This is a genomic window from Bacillus cereus group sp. BfR-BA-01330, from assembly GCF_022663885.1.
In the GTDB taxonomy this organism is placed as follows: Bacteria; Bacillota; Bacilli; order Bacillales; family Bacillaceae_G; genus Bacillus_A; species Bacillus_A cereus.
Window position 1 is genome coordinate 85,716 of sequence record NZ_JAKUGK010000008.1, and the last position, 17,580, is coordinate 103,295.

The window sequence follows — 17,580 nt, forward strand, 5'->3', positions numbered from 1 at the left end:
AATTGCTGAAATTGAGAAGAATGTTATTCATTCTTCTCAATTTTTTTATTTAGGATCTGTTAATATTGATTATTGATAAAAAGTATTAAATATGGGAAGACACCTTAGAGTTGGTGCTTCCCTTAGTTTTTGATTATTCACATTCAAATCTAAAATAGATATTTTCTAAGCCTATTCTTTGCTTTAATGTTTTGCCCAAAGCATAATTATTTGGTAATTCTTTTTCAATGACACAAATGATATAACCTGCTTTTCCTGTTGTTAAATTAGTTAGTTGTAAGTAGTTATTGTTGTCGTATATATAAGAAATAATATATTCATAGAAATTATTTTCTTTGTCTTCTCTATTCATACCAACATTGTACAACCTAACTCTTGCTCCTGCCCAAATTTCCTCCTCAGCATCAACATTACTTAAAGGTATCCATTTCGAGTTATCCAATATTTCACCCTTTTCTTAATACATTCGTTTATACACTGAATGTTGCTAGACACAAACTATCATAATCATTAGTCATTTCATTGATTAGATGACCACCGACAGAAAAAAGACTCAACATAGCGTTTTACCCATTGAAACACTTGCTCTCTCTGTGTGACAAATCACAAATATGTTTCATTTTCTAAAAAACACAAAAGGAATCCTTTACGGATTCCTTTTTGCAGTGCATTCTTTTTCAAATAGTGCATCTTTGCACCTAATCTTATCATATCTCATACTTCACATAAGATAAATAAGATTAATTGAGATTCACTTCTATATTTTCATAAAAAAGATGTGAGTCTAGAAATTAATAATACTAGATTCACTTACAAAATATTTTTATTCTTTCACCAAAAATGAAACATCATAATTCCTTATAAATTTATAGATAAAATAGCATATTTTTAAAACTCATCCCTTGAACATTCCTTTAGTTGTTCCATAGCAATCTTTCGCGCATGTTCCTCACTATCTATCAAAGTCAATCCTTGTGATATATAACTCCAAAATTCATATCCACAATCCTCCATCCATCTATACGCTTCTGTTGTGTATAGACCATCTTTTCTTTCAATGATTTGAACCTTATAGTTTTTATTTGGAGAAAAAAACTCTTGTATAACCTGCTCCATTTATGAAATATCCTCCTTAAATGTGTTATATGAAATTATTTTTTATATACAATTTTCCCTAATGTTTTTTCGCATAATTTAATAACCTTATACATTAAAATAGAAAATATAATTGCGAGATAAATCATCATACCCAAATGAATATATGGATTTGCAACAAAGCTTTTAGTATAACCTAGAGACAAGACAGCTAAATTTGAAATTATAAATAGTAACATAGCGTTTATAGTAGATATAAATTCGGCTTTTGTAGGAATAACTTCTGTAATAGAGTTAGAATTTAATGCAGCTACTCCAATTAACAACGCTACTAAGCCAAAAATCATTGATAAATTAGTTTGTGCTATAGTCTTTGTATAATCTTGTAGCACTTTAAACCCTTCTTTTTCACCATAAAGTCCTTCCATATTCCAAAAACAAAATGTAAATACAGTTAAAATAAAGTAAGCTATCGACGCAATCCAGAATAATACCTTACTAATCTTCTTTTCTTTTTCCATTTTCTGTTTATCCAAGTAATATCTCTCCTTAAGTTTGCAATACAATAGTTCAATTTTGAATCTTTGACGCCTATACACATGCACCCACTATTAGTAATTTCCGCATATTTAATACACATCAATATAATCAGATTATCAATTAAACACGGATTTAATGTAAAATTAATGATGATAGAGTTCTTTCCTTTCTCACAACATATTCCAAAACGTCTACTCTCCTTTTCCAATGTACATACTTTAAATTTTCTTGAAAAACAATGCTATTAGTTGCCATTGTTCGTTCAACAAATTTGTCTTTTTATCTCTAAGCTTATGGTTGGGAATTTTATAACCATTAATGAATCGTAAACATATTGATTATAAAATTCCCGAACAAATGAACATATGAGTTTTAGAATTTCTTTATTTTAATTTTGCAATTGTTAGTTTTATATGTTCAACAATTGGACTACCCTCACCATATTGATGCAATGCTGATTTTAACACTTTTGCTGAAAGATTTTTTGCTTCTTTATAACAGGCATTATCTAATAACATAAAATATATTTGTAGCTGTGTTAATAAAGTTTCGTACTTGTCATCTCCGATAGTAGATTTGTAAATTTCATGGGATTTTTTTAAAGATTTTATTGCTTTATCATAGTCCCTATTACTATAGTACATATCACTTAATTTTCTATAATCCCTAGCTATTTCCACATTATTTTTTCCATATGTTAAAACATCATTTTTTAAGACGTTTAATAGCAACTCTTCTCCTTTTTTGTAATCCCCTAATTTCCATGTAATACTTCCTAGGTTAGATTCAATTGTTGCAATTTTCGGATGACTTACATTACCTAGATGTTCTTTACAGATACTTAATCCTTCTAGGAGCATGGTTTTAGCTAAATTATAATCACCCAAAGCTTCATAGGTCATTGCTAAATTATTTAGAATATCGGTTTGTAAAATATGATTTTCCCCTAATAACTTACGACTTATGGATAAAGATCTATTTAAGTATTTTTTTGATAAAATTAATTTATTAGTATCTAATTTTGCAGTAAATTGACTAGCTTCATACATTTTATAATAATATAGACCTAAATTATTATAACATTCAATGATTTCGAAGCTATTTTTACCTACATATTGCTCTACTAACTTTATAGCCCTGTGTATGGTCGTAATCGCTTCTTCGTATTCTCCTAAAGATTCATGTAATAATGATAAATTATTATATGCGCGAATCAGTAGAGAGCTTGTTTTCACTCCTACGTGTGTTTTAAGCAACTTAATTATATTCATTAAATACTGCTTGGCTTTTTCATACTCTCCTATCTCATTAAGCAACGAACCAAAACTAATGAATATTGCAGATACCATTATATCTTCTTGAATTAAATTATAAAATTCAATTCTCTTTATGGTCTCTTCATATATTTGTGCAGCCTCATAAGGAAAACCTTGTTTCCATTTTAAGGTAGCTAAGTTGTGTGAAAAATCTACTCGATTCCCTTTATTGAAGGTATCTATGCTAATGGATTTTTTAAAATATGCTTCGGCCTTATTATAGTCACCTAAATTTGTATATAAAACTCCTAAACTATTATAGTCCCTTGCTACTGAAAAATGTAATTCACTATATAACATTCTATCAATTTTTAATGCAGTATATAAAATCTCCATCGCTTTATTAAACTGACCTAAGCTAATTAACAATCCACTTAATAAATTTAGTATTTTTGTAACTTCGTCTAAGCATATCTCGTTATCAATGGCATATTTGGTAATAGTTAACGTATGCGAAATTTTTGAATCCTTGTTTTTTAGATTCTCCCAGTTATCCAATAATAGATTTAAACCAATATCAATAAAATATTTCCTCTGATATATATCTAACTTATCATTAATAACAACCTGCACTAATCTGTGAATTGAAAAACTACTTTCATGAGATTTAATTAACGAAAATTCTCTTAATGTAGCTAGTATTTGATCAAGTTCTAATTCTGAAGGAATCCAGTTAGAAAGAATGTCTAAGATATCGTCATTATGATTTTTAAAAATTTCTAATTCGATTTTATCTGGTGATAAAACTGAGCATAAATAGATAAAATCTAAAGCTTTTGGATTCTTCTTTTTAATTTCTTCAAATGACATTTCCCAAGTTGTTGCAATTGTAAAGTTATAATCCAGTGGCATACCTTCCCTAATAATTTGTTGTCTATATTTTTTAAATCTTTTTAAGTAATCATCTATAGAGATTCCAGTTTTTATTATATAAGCACTTGCTTGTTCAAGAGCTAAAGGCAAATCATCTAATGTATCCGCTAATTGATCAGCACTACCTTCAAAACACTTATGCTTTTGAATTCTATTTAATATGAACTGAATAGATTCACTTCTTTTGAATTTATCAAGATCCATAGGATTGATTAGACTAGATATATTGGATTTCCTTGTAGTAATTATAATATCCCCACAAAATAATGTAGGTAAAAATGTTTGTAATGTTTCTTCCTCCATTAAATTATCAAATACAATTAACCAATTCGAATTTGTCTGCATCCACTTTTTAACGACTTCTAATGTTACGTTATTGTTTTTCTCATCACTTAGTGGCAAATGAAGAGTAGCTGCAAGTTTCTCATAGCTAGCAATAATTGAAGCGTTATTTTCAGCGTTAATCCAGTAAATTACATCATACTGATTTCTTTTTTGATAACAATATTGTAATGCTAGTTGCGTTTTCCCAATTCCACCTAGTCCACTTATAGCTTGTATAAAAGATGTACCCTTATTAGAGTACACTGCACGCTCTAAATGTTCTAACTCAGCTTTTCTTCCCATAAAAAATATATTTTTTTTATATGGAACATTCCAAATCGGTCCTATCTTTTTAGAAAGATTTATATCACTAATATCTTTTTTTTTATTTTCTTTCTGCACTTCTTTAAATGAAATTTGTTTTAAAATCTCTCTTATTTCACTTGCGTAGTCAATATTTTCATCAACTTCTATTGGTATTACTTTAAGATTATAATGCTCCCTAAGATACTTTATATTTTGAATTGTTGGCTTATTCAAAACTATATAATGGACATTGTTAAAAATATCTTTATTCACGTTAATTAATTTTTTAAGATAATGATCATCAAAGGAAAAACCTAAAAATAAAAATGTATTACTTGCTTTTAATAATGAAAATAACTCAATATAGTTATTGTTTCCATACAAAAGCTCATACTTGTTTCGTGTTAATACAATCGAACCTGGATTGGATAGTTGACCATGAAGACACCAAATTCGTTTAAAATCGGTATTATTAATAAGTTTTTGAGAATTGATTTGGACATCTGCCAAATTTACTGGCAAATGACTATTTCCTTCTAAAAATTCATACAACAAGCCGTCATAATTTGTAGTAACAAAAGTTTTAAATGCCAAGCGACCTAAATCTGCATAATTATGAGTTTCAATGGAAATATCCCTATGAATTGAACTTTGTATGATTGCACATATCTCTTGTTGAACATCATACTCAATAAGATTTCCAAATCTCATAAGTAAGTCAACTGCTTCCCAATAATTATGTTGCTTTAACTCAAAGTTAATAGCTGGGTGGTATTCTTCACCTACTTTTTTCATTAATTCCTTTATAATACTATTCCAACTAGGTATATTAAAAGGCATTGATAGGCCAGCTCCAATAAAAGGAACTATTCTACTTTGTTCATAGAGTTCTGCTAATTCCTGAATGTACATATTTTTATTCATTTAGGATACGTCTCCCTTTTTAAGGTTGTTTAGTTATACTTATTATAGATTATAAATGGTTGATATTGTAAGTAATAATTAACTTATTAATAATGTTCCAGCTATATAAAAAAGCTCTTGTTTCTTTATATATTATTTCTGATGATACTGAGTAATTACTATCAGGTTTATAAATAGAATAGTATTCTCTTTTACTCTCTTTTTTAGGAAAGATCACTTCATGACCGTGGGAACAACTATAAATAAGTACTATATTTATAATTGTTAATAATATAGACGAAAATTAATCGGGAATGGGGCGTTAATAGTGAGTTACAACAATAACTTTCAAATGAATACCAGCACGAAGCTTACATTTTAAAATACGCATATTAATCCATTTTTTCAATGAATTAATATGCTCTCTCTTAGGAAGATCGATAAATAATATAACTTGTGTAACTAAGGGGTGGATTTTTTTATGGTTAAAAGAAGCATTCCATTTCATAGACTCAGTCTTGCGTTAAATTCTCTGTTATGATACGCACCCCAAGTAGAAGTCCCATTTATAAAGCTTGAGGACCTTTAACATCTTACTTTGATAACCAAAACCTTCTTTATTGATCATTTCAATTTGTACAAGGGTTTATTTTGAGTGTTTATATTTTTTTCTCTGCATACTAAGTGAAATATCTGGTATAGAACTATCAATCTTATACTCCCTTGTTTTTATTGGTAAGTAATCTACACTTGCTTTTTGTCCAGAAATAGCTTGGTAATCCTCGTGGATTTTTAAAAGCAGTGTCCTGTAAACTTTCCGACTCATGTAAGAGTCCATATAAAGCTTAATAAGGTATTCGGTTTCATGAGTTTCAAAAACCGGGACCATAATTTTTTTTCTTGTCGCTATAAGCTTTTCCTTATTTAAATTATTCATACTTTCTGCTGCTACAATCTCTGCATTTATTAAAGATTGTGGAACATGAGCAGCCCAGTTTCTAAAGTCTCTGCTATGTTCCAACATTTTTTTTTGAGTGTTGCTAAGAGGTTTTAGTTTTTCTTTGAATTTTGATTTATCTATTATCTTTCTAAAATTATAATAAGATATTGAGTCTCCTTGCGTGTCCGAGAGTAAATTTGATATTCCCAGCCCAGTTGCTGTAGTTAAATCCATATATTTATCATATATCCCTGCGGGTAAAGTGTTTTTAAATATTTCAACATTACAAACAGGTGAAGACATCATGTCGGCATGGCTGTCGAGACAACTTTTTAACGATTCAATATTCATAGCATCTACCAAAATATCCTCCATCTCATTTATGTATATCTCAAGTCTACGCAGTTTTTTCACAAAACTAATAATAATATATTCAAGGAAATACGAAAATTCACTCTCCTCAGTCATTTTAAATCTTTTGTAATTTTCCATTTTTAATCCCCTCTTTCTATCTGTTTTTTTGATTCCTAATATATAACTTTATTAATTTATAATCAACAACCCCTTTTAGACTAAACAAACCTCCTACCAGATGTCTTTCTCTACAAAATTCCACTTTTTCTTAAGCTCAATAGTATCAGAAATAATTAAGAATTTATAGATAGGGAAATATATGTATACTCACAAGATCTTGTTTTTAGGTTGAATTCATTGATTCTTGTACTACTTTAAATATCTGTGTAGAATTTTTTCCTCATTTACTTCGGTTCCCTTAGGTGGAAGAAAACTATCTAGTATTAATATCCATGCAGTTAGTACATTTTCTTTAAAATAAATATTTGTTCTCTTCTCGATATTACTAGTCCAAATATTAGATGCCTGTAATTCGACTGCCAACTTAAGCTCTTCTTTTTCATCAATTGTTTTCAGTACCGCTATATCGGCACGTGAAATGTCTTTATGTCCTTTCTGGTTTTTTACGATGTAACCAGCCTTACTAAATAATTCATATAAATATTTCTTAGTTCTAACATGTGCTAGTCATTCAAAGGAAAAACAATGTTCTTTATCTAAATGAAAAAAATATGAATTTCTATTAACTATCTTAGACCTTTATTAAACGACATGATGTCTTGGCATATAGGACATTTCGCCTGATATAACGATTTTCTACTTCTTATATACTTAGCTTCCTTATCATTATATATAACCATAGAATCTAGCTCTATTGTTGCTTTGAAATAAAGTTTGATTAAAACAGTACTGCAAACATTGATTTTATAATAGAAGAAACCCATACATTTTGAACAAAGACTGAGCAAAATACATGGGTTTTGTTTTGGGATAGGTTTAGTTTTTATAAAAAGATTGATTAAAATCCTTTTTATAGACTAGATTATTTTCATTTTTATTACTCAAAGACTAATTTCTCTGTGTAAATTCTTTCAAAGCATTAAGAAAGTTACTCTGAAAAGATTCGCCATTTACTAATTCGAAATCAATAGATACGTCATTAGCCAATAGTTCCTCTATAAGGATATGACGAATTCTTATATCACCTTTCTCATTATAACTTTTAAATCTAACTTCCGCATCCTGAGATAATGGCAATACCGTAACAATAATACCGTCAAAAATACGCTCTCTCCTCATATCTTCTATAAAAGCTCCTAATTGATCTCTAGTAAAGTTCTGACTTTGTAGTTTTATACAAAATGCAGCATTAGCCTCCTGTCTTACTACATCACTATAAAGGGTACCACTTCCCCTACGTACTTCTTTAATCACTTCAATTAAAATAGGGATTCTACCATCTATACCACCATCTGAATTCCCTCTTCTCGCTGGTAAACCCGTAACAGTTTTAGTTGGGTCTCCTCCTAACGCTAATACTATTTTATTCCCTATTTCTTCTTTTTCTTTTGTTGAATAGCTTAGGAGCCTACAGGCTAATTCTTTATGTAATTTTGCCATTATTTATGCTCCTTTCTGGGAATAAATTTTTAAACACCATTAAATTATAAGCAACTATCTCTTGAATATCATTTACAATACCATACTTAAAATTTAAAGTTTCAGCCAAACTACCAGTCAATTCTAAACTTATTTCCGAAAGTTCATTTGCTTCATCTAGATATTTATCGGAATAACTCTTTGAGTAGACTGAATTTTTATTGGTATCAACATTATAAGCATAAAACTCTAAACACTTTTTCATTAAATTTTTTTCACTATAATTACCGTGAAGAATTTTAAGATTACTAATGTTTTTTCGGAAAATATCTGTCATACCTAATTTAAATACTTTTTCTTTTCCTCCATAATTAGCTTTTTCTAGATGATCCCAACTAAATCTAATAATTTCTCTAATAATATCAAAGTGTTCCTCAAATCCTCCCTTATACTTACTTAAACAAACAATTAAATGCCAATTAAGTACCTCAATTTTAGTAAAATGTTCTTCAAACTCTTTTAAAGTAATGTTTTCCCTAAATTCTTCTCGTTTCCCAAAAAATTCATTAGGAACTTTACTATACTTTAATTGTTCATATAATTCTCGATTAAACTCTAAATAATAAAAAGCATAAAACGATATACAAAATTTTACTACCTCTGAAGAATCTTTTAATCCCCAGATTTTTTTTAAATCCATTAACTCAAATTCCTTGAGTAGTTTTTTAGGAAGATAAATACTCACCTTTCCATCTAATTTATTTTTTCCTTTTAAACCAAATATAAGCTTCGACACTATATCACCTCAATTTCTTCTAGTAAAACTCTTATTCCTTCATTGAAGTTTTCCTCATTAATATAATATGGAGCTTCAGCTTCACAATTAGTGATATAACTTTCACTTATAAATTCTTCTATTCCATGATTCTCTAATTGGATTCTTATCTTTTCTATTGAATCAATATCTATAATTTTATTAGGCACTATTTTCAAATTGAAATCAAGTTCACCAGTGAACATCGATGAAACAAATAGCGCACCTATTTCTTGTGGAATCCTTTGCAAACCATTGTATTCATCCATTATAGGTACAATTACTTTCCACCCCCTAGAAATTCCCCTATCAGCCAAATCTTTAATAATTTCTAAATAATCATCTGTATCTGCAACTAAAAAATCATAATTACGAACCCCATTAAATCGTTGAGGAATTGATTCTAACTCTCTCGTTTCAATTTTATTAGCTGTTTGCTCTTCATTGAAATGTTCTGTTACTTTTAAGGCTGTTGTCATTTGTTGGCCTTGAGCTAAATCTAAAGCCCAAACTCTATGATTATTTTTTGCTAAATATAGAGCAATATTAGTTGCCAATGTAGTTTTTCCTACCCCACCCTTAGGAGCGTTAATTAAAATTTTTATCATATCTTTATCCCCTTATATTAAGATGCAAATTATTAACTCTATGTTTTCAATTCATAATAGAACGTCAAATTTATACTTTTAAAATAGAGTTAACAATGTATTCTCTATCCAAGACTTTTTAAACTTTTCTTCAACTTCTTTAGTAATTAAAATAACCAATTCTTGCGTCGCTCTTGTTAATGCAACATATAAATAATTTAACATCTTGTTCTGATCAACTTTATTTTTAAAAAAGTATTCCGATAGTTCTGTTGTTAAAATGAACAAACATTTAGATCCTTCTAATCCTTTTACATGATCAATAGAATTCACTATTATTGCTTCTCCCTGTTCAGACTCCCTATTTAAATCTAACGCCGCATACAAGCGTCCCATGTCTGCTTTAGTAAAATTTAGTTGTAACACCTCGCTTACCTTATTTATAATCTTCCAATTATTTTTTTCACTTATATTATTTCTAATCCATTTGCATAAAACATAATTTATTTTTTCAGTGTGCTCTTCTGCAAACTTCGATTTTTTTATTAATAGCTTTAATTCATATTCCAACAAATTTTTTGGTCCAGTTCTATCTTTACTATTTGTAAAAAACCTGTCATTTTTTTGGTAAATATAGATATGATTAAATGCTTCTTGTTCCAGAAATTTAGGTACATCAATATCATTTTCAAACAAATGTCTAATATAACCTTCATGTGCTATTCGGTGTTCTTGCTGTTCTTCTTCTGGAACATACTTATTTGATAAATTCACATGTGAAATAGGACACCGATAATTTTCCTTTTTATATTCTACAAATTGAGGATATTCGCCAATCAATCTCCTTAATTCATTTCTTCCTCTTAAATCTTGCTTAGGATCACCTACAATATGTAAGAAAAATTCATTAGCATATAGAATCTCTACTATTTTAGCTAATTCAGTATCCATATCCTGAGCCTCATCGATAAAAATTGAATCCAAGTATTTTTTTAGAATAGACAACACCTTTATTCTTTTGTCTTTCACTAACTTCCTATCATTGCTTTTACCATTAATTACAAACCTGGCCACCTTATTTACTTCTTCAACATGAATTATATTTTGAACTGCCAATTCTTTAATCTTTTGCGCTCTATAAATATGATTACTTGATAAATTTATTGATGATATTTTTGAATAAAATTGTCCATACAACAAATGATGAAAAGGAAAAATAATTTCTTGTAACAAAAAAACATGGGATGTTTCCACTTTAATCTGATTAGGAAGACTTCCATGTTGCTCAATCACTTTATTTCTTATATGATCTCTAGCAGCATTAGTATAGGTTATTACATACATTATTTTTCCGTCTTCTAATGCCTTATACCTTTTTAAAACCTCTTCAGCCATTGAAGTGGTTTTTCCTGCACCTGCACCAGCAACTACTATCTTCATTCTTTAACACCACTCTGTAAAAATTTTAAAACTCGATTAATATGTTTTGGCAATTCTATATTCTTTAAATGCCCCGTACCAAAATCCTGGCAAAACTTTAACATAATATCTGTTTTAGCTGTTCGCCATTTATCAGATAATGCTTCTGAAGTATTTATTTCATCATCTTCCCAACTATGTTCCTCAGAGAAATACTGTTTCAAGTGAGTATAGTTTTCACCTGTTTCAACAAATTCTGGTTCTAATGTATATTCAGTAGTAGTAGTAACAAATATATTTTTTTGTCTATTGTATTCTTCATGACTTTGTTGAGCATTAGGTTGATTATCAAAATCTCTAATAACGCCAATTCTATGTGATGAACCTTGGTTTACCTTTAACCAAATATTTAACATATTTTTAAATCCTTTATGTAATGAGATGACCTCAATATCATTCAACATATTTCTCTGAAAAGCCAAATATGATTTGATTAACATTTCTTCACTAGGACCCTCGACCAATATACATTTTCTAGAAAACAAGAATTTCAAAAAATCTAGATTCGGTTTTTTAGCTAAGTAATCCAAATCAGTCTCTTCTACAACTGATGATAAAGAAAATGCTTTTCCTTCTTTTACTACGGTCACATTTTTTAATTCTAATTTACTTAAAAATTCCGAACTATGTGTAGAGATAAATAACTGAGCTTGATCACTAGAATTTATATTAGAATTAATAAAGCTCGCCAGTAATCTTTCATTACTTATACATAAATGTGCTTCTGGTTCCTCTATAGTTAAAATATTTAAAGCGCTATCTTTTTTTACCTCTAATGAATTCATCATTACCAGTAAATATATAAGATTTCGATACCCCAAACCTTGACTATGAAGATACTCGTCTCCTATTCCAAGCCTAACATTATTTAATAACGAGCTAAGACTTGGCATATTAGGTAGTAGGCTAATTTGTTCAAAAAACTCCTTGGCATTTTCTATATCTGAAGTTTCTTGCCAGTTAAATATCCCTTCTAGATTACTAATCTCTTTTAAATCAGAAAAGAAATTCCCATAAGATTTTTCAACTTTAACTTTTTCTTCATCACCTAATTTATTTTGTAGTAGATTCACCAACGCTTGAGAACCTAATTGAGTATTTTTATGAGAAAAGTCGTCTCTCTCTGCAGCAAGTGAATTATACTTAAAATTAGTCAAATCAGTAAAACCTACTTGTTCGTTTGTTATGGGAACTACTATTACATATTTAAACATTTCTATTGGTAATAAGTTTAACTTCATTTTATCTACGTCATTTTGTGTTTTATCAGCTAGGATATTTGTTATATGCTCTAGTAATTGTTTAGGACTTTCAACAAAATATTTATATTCAATTTGATATAAAGATTTGCCATCTTCCAGTGAGTTATTCCATTTTCGAACATAAAATTCATCAGCACCTTTTGGTTCAAAAGTTACTTTTACAGATACAAATGGAATAATACTTTCAAAATCTTTTATTTCTAATTCTTTTTGTTTTATCTTTTCTAAATTTGCTTTAACAAAATCAAAATATTTTTTTTTCAATTCATTATTTATATCATCCCATCCAAGATTTTTATTAACATTCCCTATCTCATTATTTAAAAATGGCAAAGTCATAGCTTTGAGTAAATTACTTTTCCCACTATTATTTTCACCAATAAAAATGACTAATCGATTTAACTTTAGGTCTATCTCTTTAAGATTTCTATATCCTTTAATACAAGCACTTGAAATTAGCATTCTGCCTCTCTCCATAATCTATAGTTATTATTTCTTAATTAAGAGCTCATCAATTATCTGAATTTATTAAACATTATCCTAACTCTATGTTTCATATCTTTTTTTCCATGCCTTAAAATTAATAAGTCTATATTATTAATTTGTAGCTGCTCTTTATCCCAAGCCCCATTAGCGTTAATTAATCCCTTTAAAATTTGCTGATAAGCATATATTTTATTTTCTTGCTTATCTAAAAAGCTTATTAAAGCAGACAATGATTTAGTTTCTCGTTCTATCTCAATGACACTAACTTCTTTATTAATAAATAATTTAATCTCAGCAATCCCAACTTTACCCCGATTATTTTTTTCCAACCGTTCAGTTCCTGAATGTTCTTCTTTGATATAGCCCTCAATATGTCCAAGCAAATTATTTATCATCTCTCAATAACAATCCCTAAAATCTGTCTTAAGCTTTATTTATAGACCCCCTTTTTTCAGAAAAAACAAAAAAACAACTTCTTACAGATATTTTACCTGAAGAGGTTGTTTTTCATCAAACTTTATTACAAATTATCAATCTTTATTCAAAAGCTACACTAGAACATCTTCATGTTCTCTCGGTTTCAATCTACGATTATGAACCTTAACCTTCTCTATATAAGCCTCTCTCAACCAAGTTGATATGGTTTCACGCTGTTTTTGCTTTAGATGTGACCATTTTCTTATTTGTTTGCAGTAGTTGCCCTTGAGAGTTCCTGATATGATCCTTTATTGCCATTCACTCCCCAATCGTATTTTTTCTTATTTGAACCAAAAACGCAGCAGATTTCGAATCGAATCACAGCATACATCTTACCATTTTTACGAATTGAACCTTATGAAAACTTATCCTAGTATTAAAGCTGATAAAGACCAATTAAATCATCCAATCAATAAAAAAAGGACTAGATGATTAATCCTAGCCCTTTTTATTATACATTAAATTAGTGTATCAACCACCGTGATCTCCAATTGAAAGACCTTGAATCACTTCGTATGATTGTGGAGTCTTCGATGTATTCGTCACACCTATAGTCAAGGTTATAGCGGTAACAATTCCCATTAAACTCAATACTACTTTTTTCATTTTAAAGCTCCTTCCTCAAAAAATTTTCGTTTCGCTTGCAACCCTAAATGGAAATACTTACTCTCCGCATGATGATTCTTTTCATCATAAAATTTTGTTCCGAGCGTCTCATAAGACTCTTGAACATCTTCATACAATCCTTCTCTTTCGAAGTAATCAATTCCTGCTAGCACTACTGTTTCGAGTATTTGAGTAGGTGAAGCATTATTTAGCTCTTGTAAAATGAGATATCGATGTATGAACTCTTCTTGATTTAGTTTCTTACTAATATTTAAACCGTTCTCAATGAGTTCTGCTGCGACATCTCGCTCATCCAATTTGTAATGTTCCAATGCCTTTGCATACATGGCTTTGTAATGGTTTGGAGACTTTTCAATGACTTCAGATAAATAACGAATTGCTAAAGAGGATAGGTTTTGTTTAGAATACATCCAACCCAAGTTATGGCGCACCATAATAATAAACTTATCTTCTCCGACTTTTTGGAACTTGTCCATTGCAGCCGCAAAATGTTCCTCCGCTAATGACCACTCTTTTAAATTTATACAAGCTAACCCCAACAAGTTCTCACAAAAGCCGACATTACGCTCATAATCATCATGAGCTAAAAACATTTCCTTTGCCCTTGTTGTGTACTGAAAGGAGACTAGTGAATCACAAATATCAAAATGGAATGCACCTAACTTATAATAAAATTCAGCTTTCTCAACTTCATCATGAATAAGCTCTAATAACTTTTCGGCTTGATCAAAATGTTCTTTTGCAACCTTATAACTACCAGTTCCACTAGCATGGATAGCTTTAAAGAAATGATAATAATAAGTTAAAGTGTTGTTAGAAGGAATCTCAAATGATTCTACTTTATCAAAACTACTTGTAGAAACACCTAAGTTATCAATTACATATTGATGACGAAAATCTAATAACGAATAGTATAATAATAAGTTCTGATCTTCTTCTATATTTTGCATTTTATCATCAATTTCTTCTTTTAAACGATGTGCATTACTTATGCGCCGCGCACGAATTTCCACATACCAATCATTCAATAAGCCCAGAATCTGTTCATTTCCTTTGACTGCTATATTCATAATCTACCCCCTCATTACCAATTATCATATATTCTTTTAATAATATAATAACAGAATTTGTAAGTTAATAGGCGCATTTTCAAATATATATCAACAAAATTCAGAATATTAAAACTATAATTATCAGGACTATAGTAAAACAAGAACCCCAAAATGAAATGAGATTCTTGTTTTACTGTCTAATATTCTTCTATAAACCTAGTACACTAACAATCTGACATGCTTTGGAATTTGCGATATGATAGTACATCTCTAACCCTCTTCTTTCCGAGCGGAGAATCTTGCCACGCATCTTAGATAAATGCTGAGATACGGTTGATTGAGGGACATCTAATAGCTCTGTTAATTGTGTTACATTACAAATTTTGCGGTGTTCTAGCTCCTTCACAATTTGTAACCTAACTGGATGGGCCATAATCTTTAATAATTCTACATCCGCCTCTGGGATTTTGTACATTTCATTACTTGCTTGAATAGTTGTCATTTTAATTTCTCCTTTTATAATTTCTTTAAATTTTAATTATCTATTTTTAAGTATGTTTTTTTACTTGAGTACATTGTTCATAACCACTATATTGTTTGTTCTTTTGTCTCTGTATCAGATTTAATATATAGAAGTATTATGATGGCTAAAAATCCAATAAAAGATAGTATAGGTATTGAGATGAAACCAAATAAGTTCAAGTAATCTTCTGTACAAGAAACTCCTACTGAACAAATCTTCATCTCACTAATAGGAAACGCTTGAATTGTAATTTGATATACAGATAACATTAAACCGATACACGCAAATGGAAATGCATACGTGCTGACGTGCGGATCTTTTCTATACATTCCTATCCCCAATATTAATACTAATGGATACATGGCCATTCTTTGGTACCAGCACAAATCACATGGCGGCAGCTTCATCCATTCACTAAAAAACAAACTAATTAACATTGCACTAGTAGCTATCGTCCAAGCAATTGCAATGTGATACTTACGAATCCATTCCATTTTATGTTCTCCTCACACGATTTTAGTTGTATTGAAGGTTTTATAATAAGGATGCGATATTATCTCAATTATCTATTTAGAATGTCACTAATTTATTTCCGTATTTGGAATAACCGGTTTCAATGGATAGTATCCAATCATTTAGATTTTCCCAGTCATACCCCTTAGCTTTCAACTCTGGTGGAAAGCAATTCTCAAAATCATCACGCATTCTGTACATAGTTTCTAATGCTGTTTCTAGTGGACCGAATCTATATACAATATGTGTTTTCACTCGTTTGTTTTTCTTTTCTGCTACAGCCAAATATACATATCGTCTTTCCTTTGCTAAAACAAACTTCAAGAACCCTGGTATTTGACTCATCTAAAACATTCCCCTTTCGGTTTTCCTTACCCTTTCCTGTTATATACGAGTAAGGAAAACAAGCGCTTTTGCCGTATTAATTTAAGAGATGTCCCATTTTTTTGCCTTGAAAATACAAGAACACACTCATTATGACAATATTTATTACACCGGCTGCAGCTCCAATTTTTGCAATAACATATACATATTCATTACCGCTAAATGGCAATAGACTCAAAAAAATAAAAAAAGTAGAAATAAAAAAAGATAAGAGCATGTTTCTTTTGTTCCCATTCATTCAAGAAACCTCCTTTTGGAATAAGTATTAATATTAAGCTGCATCATTACGGTTATAATGCCGATTCTTTTCATCTACAAATCCTTTAATGCTCCACACACCAGCCTTTAATTCTTTTGCTTCTTTTTCTGCTTCTAGCATTTCAGGTAGAAATGTAGTATTAGGTCTAGAAATATAGGCTATAATCCCATAACCAGACTTGACCATTAATTCATTAATATGTATTCCGTTACAAAATACATAAGCCAATTTCCTACCGTATTTGTCTTCTTTTTGTCCCCGATCATAAACCAAAGTTACACTTTTCCCTTCTAGGTGTTTCTTTAAAAAGGAAGAGGCTTCTTTTCCCATCTTTTGTGGTGGGATTTTTTGAGATACAGACTCAGGGGTATCCAATAACAGTAACCTTACCGTCTGTTTCTGCCCCTTTACGTTCACGTCTATCGTATCTCCGTCCTTTATATGTAATACCTTCCCTTTAACAGTCTCTAAGCCTTTTATTTTCCCCTTATAAGCTTCTGGAATATCAACAATACCTTTCCCTTCCACGTGCTGTTGTATCCCGTTTTGTACTGCTTGGGCAGGTCTTGAATCATTTTTTGTTTGCGTCGAATTGCTACATGCCGCCATGTGAAATACGAATGATGTTATACAAATAGCCTTAATCCATATTTTCATATCGAAATTTCTTCCTCCTAATCAAAATACGTAAATAGCTGCATCTAATAAACAAACGGACTATCCATTGTACTTACTTCTCGATAATTACAACATAGGCAAGACAGTATCCATTTTGGATAATCATTATAAAGTGCTCTAAATGAGCGTTTCTTACAATTCGGACATATTGACACTATGTTTTTTTCATTCTCTTCCTGACTTTTCAAT

The 17,580-nt window shown here is 29.9% G+C and carries 19 protein-coding genes and 1 pseudogene; all 20 read right to left on the reverse strand.

The annotated features are described in order from the left end of the window. Nucleotides 1-133: 133 nt before the first annotated feature. Nucleotides 134-424 (reverse strand): hypothetical protein, encoded by a 291-nt coding sequence (locus tag MR112_RS22270; protein ID WP_242245498.1) that lies wholly within the window; start codon nucleotides 422-424, stop codon nucleotides 134-136. Between the two features lie 464 nt (nucleotides 425-888). Further along, entirely contained in the window at nucleotides 889-1,116 is a 228-nt protein-coding gene (locus MR112_RS22275; RefSeq protein ID WP_000438636.1) for a hypothetical protein, read from the reverse strand. Between the two features lie 35 nt (nucleotides 1,117-1,151). Continuing rightward, complete coding sequence (locus MR112_RS22280; protein ID WP_242245351.1) at nucleotides 1,152-1,631, reverse strand: hypothetical protein; 480 nt, start codon at nucleotides 1,629-1,631, stop codon at nucleotides 1,152-1,154. A gap of 387 nt (nucleotides 1,632-2,018) precedes the next feature. Beyond that, nucleotides 2,019-5,378 carry a tetratricopeptide repeat protein gene (locus MR112_RS22285; RefSeq protein ID WP_242245352.1) on the reverse strand — a complete coding sequence of 1,120 codons (3,360 nt, stop codon included), beginning with the start codon at nucleotides 5,376-5,378 and terminating at the stop codon, nucleotides 2,019-2,021. Between the two features lie 625 nt (nucleotides 5,379-6,003). Then, complete coding sequence (locus MR112_RS22290) at nucleotides 6,004-6,789, reverse strand: hypothetical protein (RefSeq protein ID WP_242245353.1); 786 nt, start codon at nucleotides 6,787-6,789, stop codon at nucleotides 6,004-6,006. Between the two features lie 231 nt (nucleotides 6,790-7,020). Next, nucleotides 7,021-7,281, reverse strand: coding sequence for a competence protein CoiA family protein (locus MR112_RS22295; RefSeq protein WP_370658498.1), 261 nt, complete (start codon nucleotides 7,279-7,281; stop codon nucleotides 7,021-7,023). Between the two features lie 438 nt (nucleotides 7,282-7,719). Then, on the reverse strand, nucleotides 7,720-8,271 hold the full coding sequence (locus MR112_RS22300; protein WP_242245355.1) for a hypothetical protein: 552 nt from the start codon (nucleotides 8,269-8,271) through the stop codon (nucleotides 7,720-7,722). Next, a complete protein-coding gene (locus MR112_RS22305; RefSeq protein WP_242245356.1) occupies nucleotides 8,255-9,046 on the reverse strand; it encodes a hypothetical protein in 792 nt (263 codons plus the stop codon). The genes MR112_RS22300 and MR112_RS22305 overlap by 17 nt, the downstream gene beginning before the upstream one ends. Beyond that, a complete protein-coding gene (locus MR112_RS22310) occupies nucleotides 9,046-9,672 on the reverse strand; it encodes a nucleotide-binding protein (RefSeq protein ID WP_242245357.1) in 627 nt (208 codons plus the stop codon). Before MR112_RS22310 ends, MR112_RS22305 begins: the two co-directional genes overlap by 1 nt. Nucleotides 9,673-9,750: 78 nt before the next feature. Then, nucleotides 9,751-11,091 carry a UvrD-helicase domain-containing protein gene (locus MR112_RS22315; protein ID WP_242245358.1) on the reverse strand — a complete coding sequence of 447 codons (1,341 nt, stop codon included), beginning with the start codon at nucleotides 11,089-11,091 and terminating at the stop codon, nucleotides 9,751-9,753. Next, nucleotides 11,088-12,854, reverse strand: a complete 1,767-nt coding sequence (locus tag MR112_RS22320; RefSeq protein WP_242245359.1) for an ATP-dependent nuclease — start codon at nucleotides 12,852-12,854, stop codon at nucleotides 11,088-11,090. The genes MR112_RS22315 and MR112_RS22320 overlap by 4 nt, the downstream gene beginning before the upstream one ends. A 53-nt stretch (nucleotides 12,855-12,907) precedes the next feature. Beyond that, entirely contained in the window at nucleotides 12,908-13,273 is a 366-nt protein-coding gene (locus tag MR112_RS22325) for a hypothetical protein (RefSeq protein ID WP_242245360.1), read from the reverse strand. A gap of 159 nt (nucleotides 13,274-13,432) precedes the next feature. Continuing rightward, a pseudogene (locus MR112_RS28800) lies at nucleotides 13,433-13,607 on the reverse strand (transposase); the annotation flags it as partial. A gap of 219 nt (nucleotides 13,608-13,826) precedes the next feature. After that, the gene (locus MR112_RS28805; RefSeq protein ID WP_255772758.1) at nucleotides 13,827-13,961 is read right to left on the reverse strand and encodes a hypothetical protein; all 135 of its coding nucleotides are present in this window, start codon (nucleotides 13,959-13,961) and stop codon (nucleotides 13,827-13,829) included. Further along, on the reverse strand, nucleotides 13,958-15,052 hold the full coding sequence (locus tag MR112_RS22330; RefSeq protein ID WP_242245361.1) for a response regulator aspartate phosphatase: 1,095 nt from the start codon (nucleotides 15,050-15,052) through the stop codon (nucleotides 13,958-13,960). The genes MR112_RS28805 and MR112_RS22330 overlap by 4 nt, the downstream gene beginning before the upstream one ends. A 190-nt stretch (nucleotides 15,053-15,242) precedes the next feature. After that, nucleotides 15,243-15,536, reverse strand: coding sequence for an ArsR/SmtB family transcription factor (locus tag MR112_RS22335; RefSeq protein WP_000207870.1), 294 nt, complete (start codon nucleotides 15,534-15,536; stop codon nucleotides 15,243-15,245). 86 nt (nucleotides 15,537-15,622) lie between these two features. Next, nucleotides 15,623-16,051, reverse strand: a complete 429-nt coding sequence (locus MR112_RS22340; RefSeq protein ID WP_242245362.1) for a disulfide oxidoreductase — start codon at nucleotides 16,049-16,051, stop codon at nucleotides 15,623-15,625. A 76-nt stretch (nucleotides 16,052-16,127) separates the two neighbouring features. Then, a complete protein-coding gene (locus MR112_RS22345; RefSeq protein WP_242245363.1) occupies nucleotides 16,128-16,415 on the reverse strand; it encodes a hypothetical protein in 288 nt (95 codons plus the stop codon). A gap of 76 nt (nucleotides 16,416-16,491) precedes the next feature. Then, a complete protein-coding gene (locus MR112_RS22350) occupies nucleotides 16,492-16,692 on the reverse strand; it encodes a hypothetical protein (RefSeq protein WP_242245364.1) in 201 nt (66 codons plus the stop codon). A 33-nt stretch (nucleotides 16,693-16,725) separates the two neighbouring features. After that, nucleotides 16,726-17,370: a thermonuclease family protein gene (locus MR112_RS22355; RefSeq protein ID WP_242245365.1), complete on the reverse strand. Its 645-nt coding sequence runs from the start codon at nucleotides 17,368-17,370 to the stop codon at nucleotides 16,726-16,728. Nucleotides 17,371-17,580 lie beyond the last annotated feature (210 nt).

What these genes read in the sequence shown, in the direction of transcription:
- MR112_RS22275 (WP_000438636.1), bottom strand. Translation starts at nt 1,116, where the DNA reads ATGGAGCAGGTTATACAAGAGTTTTTTTCTCCAAATAAAAACTATAAG.
- MR112_RS22285 (WP_242245352.1), bottom strand. Translation starts at nt 5,378, where the DNA reads ATGAATAAAAATATGTACATTCAGGAATTAGCAGAACTCTATGAACAA.
- MR112_RS22290 (WP_242245353.1), bottom strand. Translation starts at nt 6,789, where the DNA reads ATGGAAAATTACAAAAGATTTAAAATGACTGAGGAGAGTGAATTTTCG.
- MR112_RS22300 (WP_242245355.1), bottom strand. Translation starts at nt 8,271, where the DNA reads ATGGCAAAATTACATAAAGAATTAGCCTGTAGGCTCCTAAGCTATTCA.
- MR112_RS22310 (WP_242245357.1), bottom strand. Translation starts at nt 9,672, where the DNA reads ATGATAAAAATTTTAATTAACGCTCCTAAGGGTGGGGTAGGAAAAACT.
- MR112_RS22315 (WP_242245358.1), bottom strand. Translation starts at nt 11,091, where the DNA reads ATGAAGATAGTAGTTGCTGGTGCAGGTGCAGGAAAAACCACTTCAATG.
- MR112_RS22320 (WP_242245359.1), bottom strand. Translation starts at nt 12,854, where the DNA reads ATGCTAATTTCAAGTGCTTGTATTAAAGGATATAGAAATCTTAAAGAG.
- MR112_RS22325 (WP_242245360.1), bottom strand. Translation starts at nt 13,273, where the DNA reads ATGATAAATAATTTGCTTGGACATATTGAGGGCTATATCAAAGAAGAA.
- MR112_RS28805 (WP_255772758.1), bottom strand. Translation starts at nt 13,961, where the DNA reads ATGAAAAAAGTAGTATTGAGTTTAATGGGAATTGTTACCGCTATAACC.
- MR112_RS22330 (WP_242245361.1), bottom strand. Translation starts at nt 15,052, where the DNA reads ATGAATATAGCAGTCAAAGGAAATGAACAGATTCTGGGCTTATTGAAT.
- MR112_RS22335 (WP_000207870.1), bottom strand. Translation starts at nt 15,536, where the DNA reads ATGACAACTATTCAAGCAAGTAATGAAATGTACAAAATCCCAGAGGCG.
- MR112_RS22340 (WP_242245362.1), bottom strand. Translation starts at nt 16,051, where the DNA reads ATGGAATGGATTCGTAAGTATCACATTGCAATTGCTTGGACGATAGCT.
- MR112_RS22345 (WP_242245363.1), bottom strand. Translation starts at nt 16,415, where the DNA reads ATGAGTCAAATACCAGGGTTCTTGAAGTTTGTTTTAGCAAAGGAAAGA.
- MR112_RS22350 (WP_242245364.1), bottom strand. Translation starts at nt 16,692, where the DNA reads ATGAATGGGAACAAAAGAAACATGCTCTTATCTTTTTTTATTTCTACT.
- MR112_RS22355 (WP_242245365.1), bottom strand. Translation starts at nt 17,370, where the DNA reads ATGAAAATATGGATTAAGGCTATTTGTATAACATCATTCGTATTTCAC.